Source organism: Lactobacillus sp. X-49 (genome assembly GCF_057063645.1).
The window spans coordinates 46,702-62,544 of sequence record NZ_JBXSQM010000004.1 but is presented as its reverse complement, the minus strand read 5'-3'; the positions used below and the strand labels follow the sequence as shown (position 1 = coordinate 62,544).

Genomic DNA, 15,843 nt, shown 5'->3' with positions numbered 1-15,843 from the left:
CCCACGTGTGTGGGGGTGATCCTGAAGAAGCAACTTTAAAGAGGATTAAACATGTGGTGTTCCCCACGTGTGTGGGGGTGATCCTGCATGGACAAACGTCACATCTTCAATGTTTTCGTGTTCCCCACGTGTGTGGGGGTGATCCTATTTAATTCGATTATTAATTTGCAAATTCCTAGTGTTCCCCACGTGTGTGGGGGTGATCCTTACTGTATCGGTGGTGGGTTCCATTATGTTTTGTGTTCCCCACGTGTGTGGGGGTGATCCTTTATTAGTCTCACTAGAACGCTCATATAAGTAGTGTTCCCCACGTGTGTGGGGGTGATCCCTTATGCGGAAATTAACGGTTATAAAAATCCAAGTGTTCCCCACGTGTGTGGGGGTGATCCCCAAGGTAGTAAATGATAAAAATTACACAAGGAGTGTTCCCCACGTGTGTGGGGGTGATCCAAATTTGGCATACAAATTTTAGAAAAAGCATCAGTGTTCCCCACGTGTGTGGGGGTGATCCCTTTTAGGCACTGCGTTCCGAGGTACATGGGCGGTGTTCCCCACGTGTGTGGGGGTGATCCTGAGAGTGTCTTACCACTGGTTGACTTGATTGCAGTGTTCCCCACGTGTGTGGGGGTGATCCTATTTGAGTGTTGACTTTCAGTGTCAGCACCACGTGTTCCCCACGTGTGTGGGGGTGATCCTTCTATCGCATTGGTAAAAATCAATATATTAAAGTGTTCCCCACGTGTGTGGGGGTGATCCTTAATTGCTGGCATTATTTCTCTCCTTTCTTAAGTGTTCCCCACGTGTGTGGGGGTGATCCCAAACCAATATGCCCACAAGATAAAGTCACCTGGTGTTCCCCACGTGTGTGGGGGTGATCCCCATTGAAGAATTCCTCAACCTTGCAACCCTTGGTGTTCCCCACGTGTGTGGGGGTGATCCTCGAAGGTGAACTACCTTGGCGCTGGCACACAGGTGTTCCCCACGTGTGTGGGGGTGATCCCGTATTGTTGAGCAATAGCACGATAATAATTTTTTGTTCCCCACGTGTGTGGGGGTGATCCTGCAAGATTTTGAATATCGTAAACCCTACGCGCAGTGTTCCCCACGTATGTGGGGGTGATCCCCTCGATTGGGAGTACGTGTTCGATTTTCTGGCGTGTTCCCCACGTATGTGGGGGTGATCCTGCCAGCATTCGTCGTAATTTCTGGTATCAGTGGTGTTCCCCACGTATGTGGGGGTGATCTTAGAAGAAATAATTCCTGTTTTAGCTTTGAGTGGTGTTTAAAGTGACTTAAGTTAGGTTATTGTTGGTGGAAATGTTGCCCAATGTGATCTACAACTTTAGACCAAGTATTTTTGAGTATTTGCTTGCATATGAAGGGTTTGCTTCTCTTACGCTAATTACTGTTTTTGGGCATGTGCTTGCTTTGGTGTTCTAATTCTTGGCTAACGATTTTTTGATCAGTTAATTCAACTGCTAATGCAACACTTTTATTTTTTTGTTGCAGAGCTAAGGTTTGAGCTTGGTCAACGGCACGCATAGCCTGCTGGTATTCGTGGACGTTTTTTAATTGATTGGCTAAGCTTGGTTCACGTTCAATGTCATATTTACGCACTAGTTCAGTTAGACGGATCGGCTTAACGGTTACTCCCTGCTGTGCTGCTGTGCGCCTTTTGAATGCGCGAACCAAGCTCGTCCATGTGTATCACCGCATTGTAAAACTGCAAATTGGGGTTATTTTGTTCAAAATTTTTTTGGCAGCTTGCCAATTTTTGGATGTGGTGACATGCGTTAAGTTTATATCACTACATCAAACGCCCTTATCAGGGGGCAAAGTAGAAAAAGCTAGTGCCATTTCTGCTTAATTCAATTTGGGCAAAACAGCGTAATGTCTAAAATTTCATGACGAAAAAAATAAGCAAAAGTCGGTGGGACTAATGCTTATTTTTTATCGTCTGGCCACGATTTTCTTTTAAAAAAGAAACAAAAAGCGACCCTTTTGGGATCGCTCAGCCGGCTTGCGATTGATTAAGTCGCTTGCACGTTTTACTACTAAAATCGTAGTTTATTATCTCTTATGAGTAATTATAGCATGGTAAAATGATAATGCACGTTTTTTAGTGCGCAATCTCAGGAAGTCCGATTAACTTCCATGAAAGGAGGTGGGCGTAATGCTAAAATACGTGGTTTTATTATCTCTTACTTGCATATTACTTACTAATTTAGCACCTGCTTTGCGGGAACTTGGAATTGCTTTAGATAAATTGGCAAACTTACTTGATAAGTTGAAAGATTTACTTAAAGAAATACTTAAGATTTTTAAGTAAAGTTGCAGGAAAAAGCGCAAGAAAATTTTGCGCTTTTTTTGATTGGTCTAATTGTGAAATCCAAAAAATAGCTAAAATAAAAAGCCCAATAATTTGGGCTTTTTATATGCTATACAGATTAAATTTCACAAACTTATTTTTAAAGCTCAAATTAGACCTAATTCTGCGGGCTTTTTTACCTACTTCCGATAATGCACATTATGTTAAGTTGGCAGTGGTATATTTTAAAATTTATATACAATATTTTTAAAATATGTTATAATAATTTAAGGAATATTACATAAATGGTATTAGTGAGAAGAGCATATGAAAAAAATATTTAAAGTCTTGGTTGTTTTAACGATAGTATCGACGGGACAACTGTTCGCTACCACAGGTAATACTACAGTCCATGCTGCACAAATAGAAAAGCCTAAGCTTGTAACTAATAAAGTTTGGACTAAGAGGTTAGCTAAAGCAGGGTATGTTTTTGTATTACCTTATGCTGTTAAAGGTGTATTATATAAGAATACAGCAGCCAAGGGTGGTAAATCATACAGTCGAAAGTTATTAAAGAAGCTTGTTAAGAATCATACACTATTTAAGGTTAGAAAGTTGTCAACCATTAAAAACGGTATTTTCGTTGATTTGATTTCTAAGGATGGAAAATATAAAGGCTACACAACGTACGTGAATGGTATTTATAACAAAAATCTATTTAGTAAGGATTTACAACCACTAATTAATTCTGAATTAAAAGTAATGGCTGCTAAAGATAATAATGAACCTACTTCGGCTTTATTAGAGCAAGCGCAAACGTTAGCTAGCGAATTAACTGGTAAGAATAAGCAAATAGCTGATACTTCAATTAAACAATTAAAACGTTATTTAAAGCATAGTGATTTATCAGAAACACCGGTACTTCTAATTGGTAAGTAGCTGGGTGACTTATTAGCGAAATAAAAGAAGAGTGAGTAGATATTTTTACTCACTCTTTTGTTTGGTAGCATAGTAGAAACTTATTACTTTGAAGTATAAACTATAATTTAGTAAATATATTATTTTTTTATTATGAGGTATAAAAAATGAAAAAAAGCCAAAAATTAATAATTAGTTTAGCGGCAGTTGCTTTGGCAACTGGTCCAGTAATTACCGCTAGTCTTAACAAAGCTCATGCAGCACAAACAACTGACCAAACGCAAAATAAAATTACAGCAGATGGTACATTAACGTTAAACCACAATACTCGTATTTATAATAAAAAAGGTCAAAAATTATATTCTTACCAGAGAAGTAATGGGTTACTTAAAAAAGGTGCAACGGTCAGCTATGTTGATAAACCACAAACAATAGCTGATCCATATACAGTAAGATATTCATTCCATGATGATGACTGGAATTGGTTCTATTTGCCATATAAGACAATCAAAGGACAAGAATATTACAGCATTGGTCACGGTGGTTATGTGAAAGCTGCAAATGTTAAAAAAATAGATGAAAAGTATTTGTATACTAATAAAGCTAGTTTGAAGATAGATAAATCGTATTCAAATGGTGTCCAAGTAATGGACAGTAATGGTAAGTTGAAAAATAAAAAGCTTAGCCCAGGGCAAAAAGTAACATTTGACAGATCAGTGTCTACTATTGATTTTTATGGTAATAGTATTGATGGTGATGATGATAGTGAATACTATCGTATTGCTGGTTCAGATGAATTTGTCCGTATGGATACCGATGTTTTACGTCAACTGTTATTGCCATATAGCAATTACATGGATGTATTGCTAATTAATGATGGGTACGTTTATACAAAGCAAGGCAATAAACTTATTCGTGAAAGTTCGCCGAATGAGGTGGTACTTCCTAATCAAAAAGATAATAAAAAGTCTAGCACAGTTAAAATTAATAAAGGACACATAGAGGCGGTATCCAAGGCTGTTAATCTTTGGGTACCAGAAGAGGAAAAGACAGAACTATTTTATCGTTTACAGAATAAAAACTTATTTTCAGAAGTTACAACAGAATTGTATATTAAAGCATCTGATGTTAAATATGTATATGGCAAACAGTTGCAATAATTAATCCTAGTACTTATTCATTACTTGAACCAACTAGTAATGCTAATAAAGCTAAAGAATTTGAATTAATAGTTAATCAATTATATGACGTAGTTGGTCAGTAAAATAAATTTTTTATTTTAAAAGATCTAGATTAATGATCAGCAAGTTTATGTTTCAGGGGATAATGCTTATGTAGTTTTGTAATAAAAACTTCTTCTATTATATTTAGATGTTAAGATGATACTAATTAGATAGTAAATATTAGACATTATATGTAAATGGAGACAGTAAACTGATGAGTAAAATAACAGCTAAAGAGCTAGTTAATGAACTTGGATTAAGCAGAGCAAGGCTATACCAAATAATAGCAAAGCTAGACAATGATAAAAAACCCCGTAAAAATGCTATGGGACAGTATATTTTTGATGATAATGCAGTCAAAAATATCAAGCAATATTACACGTCAGTAGGTGTCAAACATAATACAAGTAATGTCAAGCAGCTAGACAGTAAAATGATTGACACTATTTTGTCTAGTCTGAACAGTCAAGTCGTTAAGTTTGAAAAACAAGTGGATCAACTGACTAATAAATTAGACGACAGGGAGCAACAGATACAAAAACTTACTGCTGAAAAAGAACAGATACGACAAGAAAAAGAAAAGCAAATAAAAATACCCCGATTTCTTACTTGTATAAGAAATCGGGGTATGAAAAAAGCTAATCCAGAACTTTGGTAGGGTCAGAGATTAGCTCGGAGGTCTTTTTCCGTTATCAAGACAGCACACAAATAGCCAACAGGACAAAGTTGTAAAAAGGGACAGGAAGATTGTCAGATTATAATTGATTTTTTTAATTCGATTGGAATGGAAGAATATAGCAAACAATTAAAAAATTTATACAAGAAAACAAAGATTAAGGAATCAAAAATGGCATGATCTATTGGATCGATTACCAATTCTTATCGTTAAATTCTATAGGAGTAGATTATGAAGATAAAACCTAGCAAAATTTTTCCTTTTTTAATAGGTATTATATTAATAATAATTGCGATAAAAGATTTTTCTCCTTGGCGTAGTCCAAGGGAAATAATAATAGGACTATTAACATTAGCAGTAGCATTATGTTCCACAAGTAAAAACCAAAAATCAACTTCTTCTGCAACAGATTACTTAGTTGATCACAAAGTTGTAATTTATTCGGAACGTATTTATTTAACGATGTTCTTCGTCTTTATGGTTTTATATTACTTAAATGGAAAAAATATTTTACTGGGTGTTATATCTATTTATTCGTTATTACTTTGGCTTATTCAACAAGTAATAATAATTGTTTTAGAGTTATTAAAAAGTAAAAGAAAATAATTAATTTTAGAGGCATATATTATGAAGAAAAAATAATTTTTTAAAATATACAGCATTAGGCGGAAGTCTATTAATTATCGGTCAAACTTTAGCTATTCCTGCTAATTAAGACTAATGATAGTGATGACATTGAACAAGTTTCTCAGCAAGATACCGAATATGATCTATCAGAAAATGTAGTGTTTACACCACAAGATCTAGCAGATGCAAAAGTGGTTTTAAAGCAAGAAAACCATTTTACTGATGAAGATTTAAAAAGAGTTTTCGGATAAGGATATTGTATATCTTGTTGAACAAGCCCCTAAAGTAGATACACGAATTGGTGCCACTGAAGTAGCAAAAGCTATAGTAAAAATAAGATTGAAAAATATTTTGGTGGAGGTCTTGCTGGTTTTCTAGAAGTAATTGATCATTATGCAGGAACTACAGAGCATATTATTTATTCAGCATGTCGTAGTGTTGGTATGTCTCAAACATGGGCTAATTTGGTAACATATATGATTACTTTGTTTATCTAATATAATACATAAGTTTTATTACTATGTAGCATTTAAAAGTTTAAATAATCGAGTAATCAAAATAATTTTGACCACCAGGTTTTCTGATGGTCTTTTTCTTTTTTGCTGGACTGGCTGGAATTTTTTAAGCTTATTGACTTTTTTCGACTATTAATTGTTGCGATTGATCCAGTAACTTTTGAGTATGATCAAGTGTATCATGCAAAAGGGCAATCTCTTGGTTGTTTACTGGTAACATTCCCGTTTTTGTTGAGTGATTCGTGCTCTTACTGAATATTTATTTTTTTGCTAGATTTGCTTTGCTTGTTCTGGTTAGTCTTGATTTTGTGTTTAATTAGGAATTTTCAGCTAGCAATTGTTTATTTTGCTGAATAATTTGCAATCTTTATTGATACAAAGATCAATTAGTCACTTTATATGTACTAGTAAAAATAATTTTGTTGAAAGGACTGCCAGCGCAAAGGTTATTTCTTAAGTTGCAATAATTATTGGTAAACTTGAACTGCTTAAGTTGAAAATTGACCAGTAATATTTATTTAGTAAACGTGATAAGTACTTGTATAATAAGAGCAAGGTGGAATAAATTGAAAAAAGAAGATATTAGCATGAAACAACAATCATTATTTGCAAATAATGCAGCAAATGAACCGTTAGCCAACCGTGTACGACCAAAAAACTTGGGCGAGTTTGTAGGCCAAGAACAACTACTTGGCTCGGGGAAAATTCTACGGGAAATTATTGACAGTGATCAACTTTGTTCAATGATTTTTTGGGGACCACCCGGAGTGGGCAAAACGACCTTGGCGGAAATTATTGCGCGCCAAAGTCAGTCAAGTTTTTATAGTTTCAGCGCCGTTGATAGCAGTATTAGTAAAATCCGTAAAATTATGAAAGAGGCTGAAGAAGAAAGTCAACTTGGTCAAAAAACGTTGGTCTTTATTGATGAGATTCATCGTTTCAACAAAGCCCAGCAGGATGCTTTTTTGCCTTATGTTGAACGTGGAAGCATTACTTTAATTGGTGCAACTACTGAAAATCCTTCTTTTGAGGTCAATTCAGCGTTGCTTTCACGATGCAAAGTTTTTGTCTTAAAACCGCTTGAAGTCAAAGATATTGTTAATTTACTTAAGAGAGCTATCAATAACCCAAATGGTTTTGGCAAATTGAAAGTTGAAATCGATGAGCAGGAAATCAGTTCAATTGCTAAGTTTGCCAATGGTGATGCGCGAACGGCACTTAATACATTGGAAATGGCCGTTTTAAATGGCAATAAAAATGGTAATACGATCAACGTGACTATGGACAGCTTGGCACAGTTAATCACACAGAAATCGGTTTTGTATGATAAAAATGGTGAAGAACATTATAACATTATTTCTGCTCTACATAAATCGATGCGTAATAGTGATGTTAATGTGGCCATTTATTGGCTATCACGGATGCTTGAAGGTGGTGAGGATCCACTTTATATTGCCCGTAGGTTAGTGCGGTTTGCCAGTGAAGATATTGGATTGGCAGATACAAACGCGTTAAATGTAGCAGTCAATGTTTTTCAAGCTTGTCAATTCTTAGGGATGCCAGAATGCGACGTTCACCTTGTTGAGGCTGTAACTTATTTATCTTTAGCACCGAAATCAAATGCGGTCTATAAAGCCCGTCTAGCTGCTGAAAAAGACGTTAAAAAGACAATTGATGAACCTGTGCCCCTGCAGATTCGCAACGCACCAACTAAGTTGATGCAGGATTTAAATTATGGCAAAGGTTACCAAAATGCTCATCAAACTAAGGATAAGTTAACTACAATGAAAACTATGCCGCCTAGTTTAGAAGGTCATGAATATTATGTACCTACAATTCAGGGTCATGAGGAGCGCTTCAAGAAGCGACTTGAACAAATTAAAGAATGGCATAAGCGGCATTCTTAATAAGAGCTTCAAAATTCGGCGCAAACTATGCACAAAGAGTTATAAGAATCATATATTTGCTTTGGGTAGTCAATCTGTTTGCTACAAGGGAAAATTTGATTGCCAAATTCAAAAGCTCAAGGTATTGTAAAATGAATAAAAAAGCATGTTTTAGCAAAAAAACATGCTTTTTTGGTCACTGATTTAATTATTCTGGAAGTTACTTAAAAACTTCGTAGTTTTTTCATTTTGTGGATGATTAAATAATTGATCTGGATTGCCTTGCTCGGCAATGATACCGTCACTAATAAAGAAAATCTGATCAGATACGTCCCGCGCGAACGCCATCTCATGGGTTACAATAATCATTGTTAGCCCAGTATTAGCTAAGTTTTGCATTACGCTTAGAACTTCACCGACCATTTCTGGATCAAGTGCACTAGTTGGTTCGTCAAACAATAGAATCTCTGGATCCATTGAAATTGCTCTAGCAATTGCAACTCGTTGTTGCTGTCCACCGGATAGTTGGTTAGGACGGGCATTGATATATTCTGCCATGCCGACTTTTTCCAAGTTTTTAAGTGCAATCTTACGTGCTTCTTCTTTAGAGCGTTTAAGAACCAATTCTTGACCAACCATGCAGTTAGCAAGAACATTTTTGTTTTCAAATAAGTCAAATTGCTGAAATACCATCCCTACCTTAGCACGATAGATGTTGCGGTTATAAGAAGAAGCAAGAACATTTTCACCATGAAAAGTAATTTCACCGGAAGTTGGTTCTTCTAAGAGATTAATGCAACGTAAAGTAGTTGATTTACCACCGCCAGAAGGGCCGATGATAGTAGCAATTTCGCCTCTTTTTATATCAAGAGAAATGTCACGCAAAACTTGATGTTCACCAAAAGATTTTTGCAAATGTTTTAAACTTAAAATCGTTTCATTTGTTGCAGTCATTATTTGTTAGCCCCCATATTCTTAGGCTCGCCAACTTGTACTTGGTTGGCCATTAAGTTGTAATTTTTATCACCCTGAAGATGCTTTTCAATCATGTTGAAAATTCTGGTAATAGTAAAGGTTAGAACTAAGTAAATAGCAGAAATTGTGAGATAAGTTGGGAAGAACTTAAACGTCTGACTGGCGATAGTCGTTCCTACAAAGAATAATTCCGATACTGAAATGATGCTTAATACGGAAGTATCCTTAATGTTAACAATAAATTCGTTAGTAATTGATGGCAAACAATTCTTAATAGCTTGCGGTAAAATAATATGCCACATTCTTTGATTATGGGTCATTCCTAAAGCACTAGCAGCTTCAAATTGTCCTTGAGGAGTAGAAATGATACCACCGCGAATAATTTCGGCTAAGTAGGCTCCCGTGTTAATTGAGACAATTATCAAAGCCGCAATGGTTCGATCGATATTTAGGTGCCAAAATTGGGCAATACCATAGTAAATTACAGCTGCTTGAACCATCATTGGTGTACCACGGAATATTTCAATATAAATTGAAAGTAACCAGTTAACCACCTTGAGCAGCCACTTTTTACTAGTAGAAGTTGGGGTAGGGATTGTTCTGATGATTCCAACTGCTAAACCAATAAAGAAACCTGCAATTGTTCCCACTGAGGCTAGCAAAAGGGTCATTCCAATACCAGTCATGATCATATTGCCATATTGTTTCCAAATTGAAACAAGCCAATTTTCCTTTTTGCCGCCTTTATTGGTGTCATCAGTCTTAGGCTGTTGTTTAATAGCATCCGTCATCATTTTATTTCTTTCAGCTATTGAAATAGTTGCTAAAACTTGATTAACCTGTTTAAGTAATAATTTGTTGGGCTTAGCGATCCCAATTGATGTTTCCGATTCTTCTTTAGAAACGTGAAAGCCCGGCATCTTACTAATTGGAATTGCCTTAATGTCAGGATCAACTAGCTTAAACGAAGTTGCTTCGGTATCTTCGGCAAGATAACCGTCGATTGTACCAGAAATTAAGCTTTGACGCATAGCAGCAAAATCACGCATGGCTGTTTGTCTTTTAGCACCGATAAGTTGTTTAATCATGCCGTAATGTGATGTTCCTTGTTGAGCTGTTAATTTTGCACCCTTGAAATCAATTAATTTCTTTGCATTAGCATATTTACTATTTTGCTTAGTAATTACCACGAATGTACCACGTCGATACGGTTCTGAAAAATTAATTGCTTTTGCCCGTTCAGCTGTGGGACTCATTCCGGCAATAATTAGGTCAGCCTTGCCACTGGTTAAAGCTGGTAATAATCCATCCCATTCGGTTTTAACAACAACAACTTTTCGGTGAAGCCGTTGACCAATAATTTTAGCAATTTTAACATCGTAGCCGTTAGCATAAGTATGTGATCCTTCAATTGGTACAGCGCCATTAACGTCATCTGTCTGAGTCCAGTTATAGGGCTGATAATTAGCTTCCATGGCTATCTTTAAGGGACTATTATCTTTCGCATTAACCGGATTAACCCAATTAAGTATAATGAATAAATTTGCGAATACTGCCATTAAAGTAGCTATCCATTTATATCTTGACTTCATTTTGAAAACCTCCAAAAACTTTTTTCAAATAAAGCCAATACAATAAAAAGCGTAAATAAAAACCTCGTTGAAGTTAAACAACGAGGTTATAATCTAATTCATTAGACAAATCATATAGCGCTCCCTAGTAACTAGCTAGGACAGTCTGCAAGATATTCTCGTGCAGCCCAACCAAAAATTGATACGAACAGTTTTTGATTTCGGCGGTAACTCTTACAGAAAATCTTCATCGTGTTCGTACACTCAGATTAACTTTGTAATCACCGCGACCTCTATTGCATTGGAAATTATTAACTTATAGGTGATAATAGGCTAATTTTTTTTTTTTGTCAACAGTTAATTATCATTTTTTCATCATTTTATTTATGTAGAGATAGTCAGCGTTCTTTAGTTGTTATATCCAACCTCGAGTAGTTTGATAAGCACTTTTGGGCATTTTTGAAACATAGGGATTGCCAGCAACATAAAAGCGCAGCGGCTTTTGTGCCCACTCATGATCAGACTGATTAATTCCAATTCGAGGACTGGATAGAATTTCAGCAGCCTGCTTTTGGTGTTGATCATTTAAATCAATGGTAAAAGGGGAATCACTTAAAAAATGAAGATTCCACTTTTTGTTATGGATTCCTAACGCCTGCATCATTTTAGCAGGGCCATTGGTAAGTAGAGGACCAATCTTACCTGCCCGATTTATAACCATTTGATTGATTCCCCAGGTTGGTTCAATTGCTCTGATTAAAATTCCTTGAGGTTCTTCTATTTTTTGCGTTGCCACGTCAAAGAAAAAATATTGCCGTTGAGCATAAATATAAATGGTTCCACCGCGAGCGTAAAGACCTTCGTTAGCGGGACTGCGATGGCCACCATAGGAATGTGCAGCCCGATCTTTCTTACCTAAATAAGCTTCTGCTTCAACAATATAACCTCCTAAAATCTGTTTGCCGTCATTAAATGTTAAGGGGCGTCCGAGTAAATCTGCACAAATTTCTGCGGTTGGACGATTGGTAAAGTAAGATGAATAATTCATTTTCTTTCTCGAGTAGTATACTAAAATAAAGGAATGATAATGATGACAGATATAATACTAGCACGCGTTTATGAGCATGAAATTCCGGTTGGCTATCATATTTTGGTAGATCGTTTATGGCCAAGAGGGAAAAGTAAAGCCGAAGTTCAAATAGATAAATGGGCTAAGGAAATAAGTCCCAGTTTGGATCTGCGCAAGTGGTTCGCTCACGATGACGATAAATTCTTAATGTTTAAACAAAGATATTGCCAGGAGCTGGATGAAAATCCAAATACGAAAAAATTTTTAATATTAGTAAAAAAGCAACTGCTTGAGCAAGACGTAGTCTTTTTATATGGTTCTAGAAATACCAAGCACAACCAAGCGATTGTACTTAAAGATTATATTGAACAACGACTATGATTTATGTCTATTTTTTTTAATTCTCCAAAAATGAAAGATAATGGTAATTAACAAAATTATAAATACAAGTAATGCAAAAGCGGTATTAGAAATTTCGTAATGTAGTGGTGGCAGTGACAGGAATAATTTCAGAGCAATAATACCAATTAAGAGATAAGCCATAGGCTGCAATTCCGGAATGATATCCATTAGTTTGATAATTACTTCTGCTACTCCTCGCATACATAAGATACCGATCATTCCGCCAATTAATACAACCACTGGATTACTTGAGACAGCAAGTGCTGCTAGAACAGAATCAATTGAGAAAACTATATCCATTGCTTCGATTGAAATAACGGTTCGCCAGAAAAGAGACAAAATATGTTTGCCGCTTTTTTTCTTATGCACTAAAAAATCATCTTTTTTAGTCTGCTCCTTTTGTTGTGTTTTCAATTTATGATGCTGATCATAGAAAAACTTAAACGAAAGATAGAAGAGGTAAATACTACCAGCTAGTTTGATTTCCCAAAAATTGATAAGATAAGTTCCAATACCGATGACGATGAAACGAAAAATATATGCTCCCCACATACCATAAATGAGAGACTTTTCCTGTTGCTTTTTATCAGGCAAAGCTTTGGTTTGAGCTGCTAGAACTACTGCATTATCTACAGAAAGGAGACATTCCATCAAAATTAAAGTTAGAATAATTAACCAATCCTTACCGCTGGTTAGAACATGAAGCCAGTTGTTGATGCTAAAGAAGGGGGCATACAATTTGATTAAGGACATCTTTTAAACTCTTTTCTAAACTGATTATTTGTGAATTCTTAATTGCTTTGAAAAATAGCATCCTCAATGCTATGGGGATAATTGTTATGGTATTTTACCATAAACACTTATGGGTTTCAGTGTTTCATAATAATTAAGGTGAATATTGAAATCAACTAAATTTGTTTAAAAACATTAATTGCATCGTCAATGATTTCAGAAATATCTATTGCTGGTATTTCTGTCTTGTTGATCGCCCAAACCTTGGCACCGGGGTGTTTGTAAGATAGCAACTGGGCAAAGGGATAGACAACAAAACTTGTGCCAGAAATAATCACTAAATCTGATTGCTGCATTACCTTAACTGATTTTGCCAGATTATCGGCGTTAATTGCTTCACCATATAAAACAATTCCTGGTCTGATAATACCGCCACAATTTTGATGGCGAAAAGAATGAGCATACTCTAAATAGTCTACATTATGCTGGCATTTAGTACAGTATATCTGATAAAGGCTGCCATGAAATTCGGTTACCTGCTTGTTACCTGCTTTTTTGTCCAATCCGTCAACATTTTGTGTGATAAGATCACCTTTTTGGTTACAAATTTCCGCAATTTTTTGATGAATGATATTGGGCTGAGCGTCAGGAAAATACATATTATTCATCACAAAATGATAGAAAAACTCGGGACGCTTTAAAAGCGTTTCTTGGCTTAGAATTGTTTCGGGACTTTCTGAAACACCGTCATAAATGCCATTTTTTGAGCGATAATCTGGAATACCAGAATGAGTTGAAACACCGGCACCGGTTAAAAATACAATATGTTTTGCCATTGTAATATCTTGTTTGAGTTCGGTTAATTGCTTTTCTTTGATCATCATTTTTCCCCCCTAAAAGTAGTGACAACTATATGATAGTTTACTACAAGTTTTTGTATAAATAAAAATTCATATGGTAAGCAGCTTGCTCACCATATGAATTTTGAAAACTATAAAATTTGAATGTGGTGTGCCTGACACTCCTCAATCATTTTTTTCGGCCATATGCTTGCTTGCACTTCACCAATATGTGCTTTTCTCAATAAAAGCATGCATAAACGAGACTGCCCTATACCGCCTCCGATGGAATACGGCAATTCGTTTTTTAACAGCATTTTGTGGAATGGAAGTTGTTCGCGCTCAAGATGACCAGACTTTTTAAGCTGTTCGTGTAGACTTTGGGGACTGACACGAATTCCCATTGAAGAAATTTCAATCTTTTGCTTAAGCGGTTCATACCAAAAAATGAGATCGCCATTTAATTGCCAATCGTCATAATCTGGTGCACGGCCGTCATGGGGCTTACCACTATGTTGCAGCTTGTCGCCAATTTTCATAATAAAAACAGCTTTTTCTTTTTGAGCAATCCTATTTTCTCGTTCTTTTGGGCTTAAAGTCGGCCATGTGTTTTCAAGTTCTTGGGTTGTTACAAAATGAACTTTATCTGGTAAACGATGAGTGGATGCTGGGTAACGGTTAGCACATTCCGATTCAACTAATTTAATTGCGTCAAAAATCTGCAGGACAGTAGTTTTTAAAGTTTCTTCAGTTCGCTCATTTTGCGCAATTATCTTTTCCCAGTCCCATTGATCAACGTAAATTGAGTGAAAATTATCAAGGTCTTCATCTCGCCGAATAGCATTCATATTAGTATAAAGTCCCTCATGCATAACAAAGTTATATTTTTTAAGAGCCATTCGTTTCCATTTAGCCAATGAATGAACAATTTGAACTTCATCGTTCTTAGAAAGTTCTTTAGCATCAAAAGTAACGGGACGCTCAAATCCGTTTAAGTTATCGTTTAATCCGGTACTTTTTTCAACAAAAAGTGGTGCAGACATTCTTTGCAAATTTAATTTTTGACCTAAGATGGCTTGGAACCGCTCACGAATAAAGACAATTGCTGCTTCTGTGTCACGAATAGTCAGTGTGGGATGATAATCCTTAGGAATAATTAAAGTCATGGTGTTTACCTCCAGTTTTTAGTGCAAAGAAAAGCCCTTCGCCTAGTTTAACAAAACTAAGGACGAAAGGCTTTTTCCGCGGTACCACCTAAATTGTCCGAAATCGGACCAACTCATGAAGCACAATCATGCTTCACCAGCGTGATAACGTACTGGCGACGACGCTGCTTACTTTAATTTCTATTTCAGAGCGTTGCTAAAAAGGGTTTTTCAATAATTCAGGGTCTGCCAGTTTCGCATTATCACTGGCTCACTGAAAGAGATAAATTATTTACTCGTCTTTTTCATTGCATTTTATCTAATTTATATTTAATAATATTTTTAACAAAAAATCAAGTAAAAGTTAAGACGAGAGAGTAAAGCTAACTAAAAATACTTCGTCTGTTATAATGTATTGGACTACATATTCGAGGAGAATTTTATGGTTGGATTTTATCTTATATTAGATGCGATATTGTTCGGTTATACTTGTTATAGTTGGTATTGGCAAGCAAGTATTGACTTAAAGGGGCAGTATCGGATATCTTCAGTTGTTTGGGCTATTATTTTTATATGGGTTGGTTTTACTTGGCAGCTAATTGAAAAAAGTGACCAAGGCTTAGGGATTTTTTTGGCAATTTTTTTAATTATGGCGATCATTGACGGTTATACAGGTTTTGCACCAAATAAAGTAGTTGTATCGGGCTACTTTCGTCGAACAGTTGCTTATTCGGATATAATGCTTGTAACTTTAATTAGGGTACCAAATCCGAGAAAACAGCAAGTGATTTGTATTCTGACAACACAGCAGAACCGCCAATACTATTTGCGTTTTTCACATGGGGTGGCGCAGATTGTTGAAGCTTTAAAACAGCATATCCATCATGACATTAAAATTGAAATTCAAGATATTATATAGAGCAACTATTCAAAAATAGTATGCTTTTTTGATTGTGT

Annotated in this window: 15 protein-coding genes, 1 CRISPR repeat array, 1 riboswitch and 1 other annotated feature (1 of these 18 only partly in view); of the genes, 8 read left to right on the top strand and 7 right to left on the bottom strand. The window is 35.8% G+C overall.

What is annotated here, in order from left to right:
• A CRISPR array of direct repeats spans positions 1 to 1,246; the repeat unit is 29 nt; unit sequence GTGTTCCCCACGTGTGTGGGGGTGATCCT (it extends 799 nt beyond the left edge of the window).
• A 152-nt stretch (positions 1,247 to 1,398) separates the two neighbouring features.
• Positions 1,399 to 1,692 (bottom strand): hypothetical protein, encoded by a 294-nt coding sequence (locus ACYIAQ_RS03265; protein WP_483562957.1) that lies wholly within the window; start codon positions 1,690 to 1,692, stop codon positions 1,399 to 1,401.
• Between the two features lie 481 nt (positions 1,693 to 2,173).
• On the opposite strand from ACYIAQ_RS03265, the gene ACYIAQ_RS03260 reads away from it, so the two are divergent.
• From ACYIAQ_RS03260 to ACYIAQ_RS03235, 6 genes are all read left to right on the top strand, one after another.
• Positions 2,174 to 2,329, top strand: coding sequence for a hypothetical protein (locus ACYIAQ_RS03260; RefSeq protein ID WP_483562958.1), 156 nt, complete (start codon positions 2,174 to 2,176; stop codon positions 2,327 to 2,329).
• 306 nt (positions 2,330 to 2,635) lie between these two features.
• Positions 2,636 to 3,247: a hypothetical protein gene (locus ACYIAQ_RS03255; RefSeq protein WP_483562959.1), complete on the top strand. Its 612-nt coding sequence runs from the start codon at positions 2,636 to 2,638 to the stop codon at positions 3,245 to 3,247.
• A gap of 146 nt (positions 3,248 to 3,393) precedes the next feature.
• Positions 3,394 to 4,386 (top strand): SLAP domain-containing protein, encoded by a 993-nt coding sequence (locus ACYIAQ_RS03250; protein ID WP_483562960.1) that lies wholly within the window; start codon positions 3,394 to 3,396, stop codon positions 4,384 to 4,386.
• A 277-nt stretch (positions 4,387 to 4,663) separates the two neighbouring features.
• On the top strand, positions 4,664 to 5,107 hold the full coding sequence (locus ACYIAQ_RS03245; RefSeq protein WP_483562961.1) for a hypothetical protein: 444 nt from the start codon (positions 4,664 to 4,666) through the stop codon (positions 5,105 to 5,107).
• Positions 5,108 to 5,356: 249 nt separating this feature from the next.
• Entirely contained in the window at positions 5,357 to 5,731 is a 375-nt protein-coding gene (locus tag ACYIAQ_RS03240) for a hypothetical protein (RefSeq protein ID WP_483562962.1), read from the top strand.
• A 1,123-nt stretch (positions 5,732 to 6,854) separates the two neighbouring features.
• The gene (locus ACYIAQ_RS03235; protein ID WP_483562976.1) at positions 6,855 to 8,174 is read left to right on the top strand and encodes a replication-associated recombination protein A; all 1,320 of its coding nucleotides are present in this window, start codon (positions 6,855 to 6,857) and stop codon (positions 8,172 to 8,174) included.
• Between the two features lie 183 nt (positions 8,175 to 8,357).
• On the opposite strand, the gene ACYIAQ_RS03230 is transcribed toward ACYIAQ_RS03235, so the two are convergent.
• The 3 genes from ACYIAQ_RS03230 to ACYIAQ_RS03220 all read right to left on the bottom strand — a co-directional run bounded on the left by ACYIAQ_RS03230 (position 8,358) and on the right by ACYIAQ_RS03220 (position 11,747).
• The gene (locus ACYIAQ_RS03230; protein ID WP_483562963.1) at positions 8,358 to 9,107 is read right to left on the bottom strand and encodes an amino acid ABC transporter ATP-binding protein; all 750 of its coding nucleotides are present in this window, start codon (positions 9,105 to 9,107) and stop codon (positions 8,358 to 8,360) included.
• Positions 9,107 to 10,720, bottom strand: a complete 1,614-nt coding sequence (locus tag ACYIAQ_RS03225; RefSeq protein WP_483562964.1) for an ABC transporter substrate-binding protein/permease — start codon at positions 10,718 to 10,720, stop codon at positions 9,107 to 9,109. Before ACYIAQ_RS03225 ends, ACYIAQ_RS03230 begins: the two co-directional genes overlap by 1 nt.
• Before the next feature lie 107 nt (positions 10,721 to 10,827).
• Positions 10,828 to 11,003, bottom strand: a riboswitch (Lysine riboswitch).
• A gap of 111 nt (positions 11,004 to 11,114) precedes the next feature.
• Positions 11,115 to 11,747, bottom strand: coding sequence for a DNA-3-methyladenine glycosylase (locus tag ACYIAQ_RS03220; protein WP_483562965.1), 633 nt, complete (start codon positions 11,745 to 11,747; stop codon positions 11,115 to 11,117).
• A 42-nt stretch (positions 11,748 to 11,789) separates the two neighbouring features.
• Between ACYIAQ_RS03220 and ACYIAQ_RS03215 the strand changes: the two genes are divergently transcribed.
• Complete coding sequence (locus ACYIAQ_RS03215) at positions 11,790 to 12,149, top strand: DUF488 domain-containing protein (protein WP_483562977.1); 360 nt, start codon at positions 11,790 to 11,792, stop codon at positions 12,147 to 12,149.
• Here ACYIAQ_RS03215 and ACYIAQ_RS03210 read toward each other — a convergent pair.
• From ACYIAQ_RS03210 to asnA, 3 genes are all read right to left on the bottom strand, one after another.
• Positions 12,144 to 12,923 carry a TerC family protein gene (locus ACYIAQ_RS03210; RefSeq protein WP_483562966.1) on the bottom strand — a complete coding sequence of 260 codons (780 nt, stop codon included), beginning with the start codon at positions 12,921 to 12,923 and terminating at the stop codon, positions 12,144 to 12,146. The genes ACYIAQ_RS03215 and ACYIAQ_RS03210 overlap by 6 nt on opposite strands.
• 155 nt (positions 12,924 to 13,078) lie before the next feature.
• A complete protein-coding gene (locus tag ACYIAQ_RS03205) occupies positions 13,079 to 13,783 on the bottom strand; it encodes an NAD-dependent protein deacylase (RefSeq protein WP_483562978.1) in 705 nt (234 codons plus the stop codon).
• A 110-nt stretch (positions 13,784 to 13,893) separates the two neighbouring features.
• Positions 13,894 to 14,907, bottom strand: a complete 1,014-nt coding sequence (asnA, locus tag ACYIAQ_RS03200) for an aspartate--ammonia ligase (RefSeq protein WP_483562967.1) — start codon at positions 14,905 to 14,907, stop codon at positions 13,894 to 13,896.
• A 55-nt stretch (positions 14,908 to 14,962) separates the two neighbouring features.
• Positions 14,963 to 15,204: a binding site (T-box leader), on the bottom strand.
• 124 nt (positions 15,205 to 15,328) lie between these two features.
• Here asnA and ACYIAQ_RS03195 point away from each other — a divergent pair.
• Positions 15,329 to 15,805, top strand: a complete 477-nt coding sequence (locus ACYIAQ_RS03195; RefSeq protein WP_483562968.1) for a hypothetical protein — start codon at positions 15,329 to 15,331, stop codon at positions 15,803 to 15,805.
• Positions 15,806 to 15,843: the final 38 nt, after the last annotated feature.

What these genes read in the sequence shown, in the direction of transcription:
- ACYIAQ_RS03260 (WP_483562958.1), top strand. Translation starts at nt 2,174, where the DNA reads ATGCTAAAATACGTGGTTTTATTATCTCTTACTTGCATATTACTTACT.
- ACYIAQ_RS03220 (WP_483562965.1), bottom strand. Translation starts at nt 11,747, where the DNA reads ATGAATTATTCATCTTACTTTACCAATCGTCCAACCGCAGAAATTTGT.
- ACYIAQ_RS03230 (WP_483562963.1), bottom strand. Translation starts at nt 9,107, where the DNA reads ATGACTGCAACAAATGAAACGATTTTAAGTTTAAAACATTTGCAAAAA.
- ACYIAQ_RS03205 (WP_483562978.1), bottom strand. Translation starts at nt 13,783, where the DNA reads ATGATCAAAGAAAAGCAATTAACCGAACTCAAACAAGATATTACAATG.
- ACYIAQ_RS03250 (WP_483562960.1), top strand. Translation starts at nt 3,394, where the DNA reads ATGAAAAAAAGCCAAAAATTAATAATTAGTTTAGCGGCAGTTGCTTTG.
- ACYIAQ_RS03225 (WP_483562964.1), bottom strand. Translation starts at nt 10,720, where the DNA reads ATGAAGTCAAGATATAAATGGATAGCTACTTTAATGGCAGTATTCGCA.
- ACYIAQ_RS03195 (WP_483562968.1), top strand. Translation starts at nt 15,329, where the DNA reads ATGGTTGGATTTTATCTTATATTAGATGCGATATTGTTCGGTTATACT.
- asnA (WP_483562967.1), bottom strand. Translation starts at nt 14,907, where the DNA reads ATGACTTTAATTATTCCTAAGGATTATCATCCCACACTGACTATTCGT.
- ACYIAQ_RS03245 (WP_483562961.1), top strand. Translation starts at nt 4,664, where the DNA reads ATGAGTAAAATAACAGCTAAAGAGCTAGTTAATGAACTTGGATTAAGC.
- ACYIAQ_RS03215 (WP_483562977.1), top strand. Translation starts at nt 11,790, where the DNA reads ATGACAGATATAATACTAGCACGCGTTTATGAGCATGAAATTCCGGTT.
- ACYIAQ_RS03235 (WP_483562976.1), top strand. Translation starts at nt 6,855, where the DNA reads ATGAAACAACAATCATTATTTGCAAATAATGCAGCAAATGAACCGTTA.
- ACYIAQ_RS03210 (WP_483562966.1), bottom strand. Translation starts at nt 12,923, where the DNA reads ATGTCCTTAATCAAATTGTATGCCCCCTTCTTTAGCATCAACAACTGG.
- ACYIAQ_RS03255 (WP_483562959.1), top strand. Translation starts at nt 2,636, where the DNA reads ATGAAAAAAATATTTAAAGTCTTGGTTGTTTTAACGATAGTATCGACG.
- ACYIAQ_RS03240 (WP_483562962.1), top strand. Translation starts at nt 5,357, where the DNA reads ATGAAGATAAAACCTAGCAAAATTTTTCCTTTTTTAATAGGTATTATA.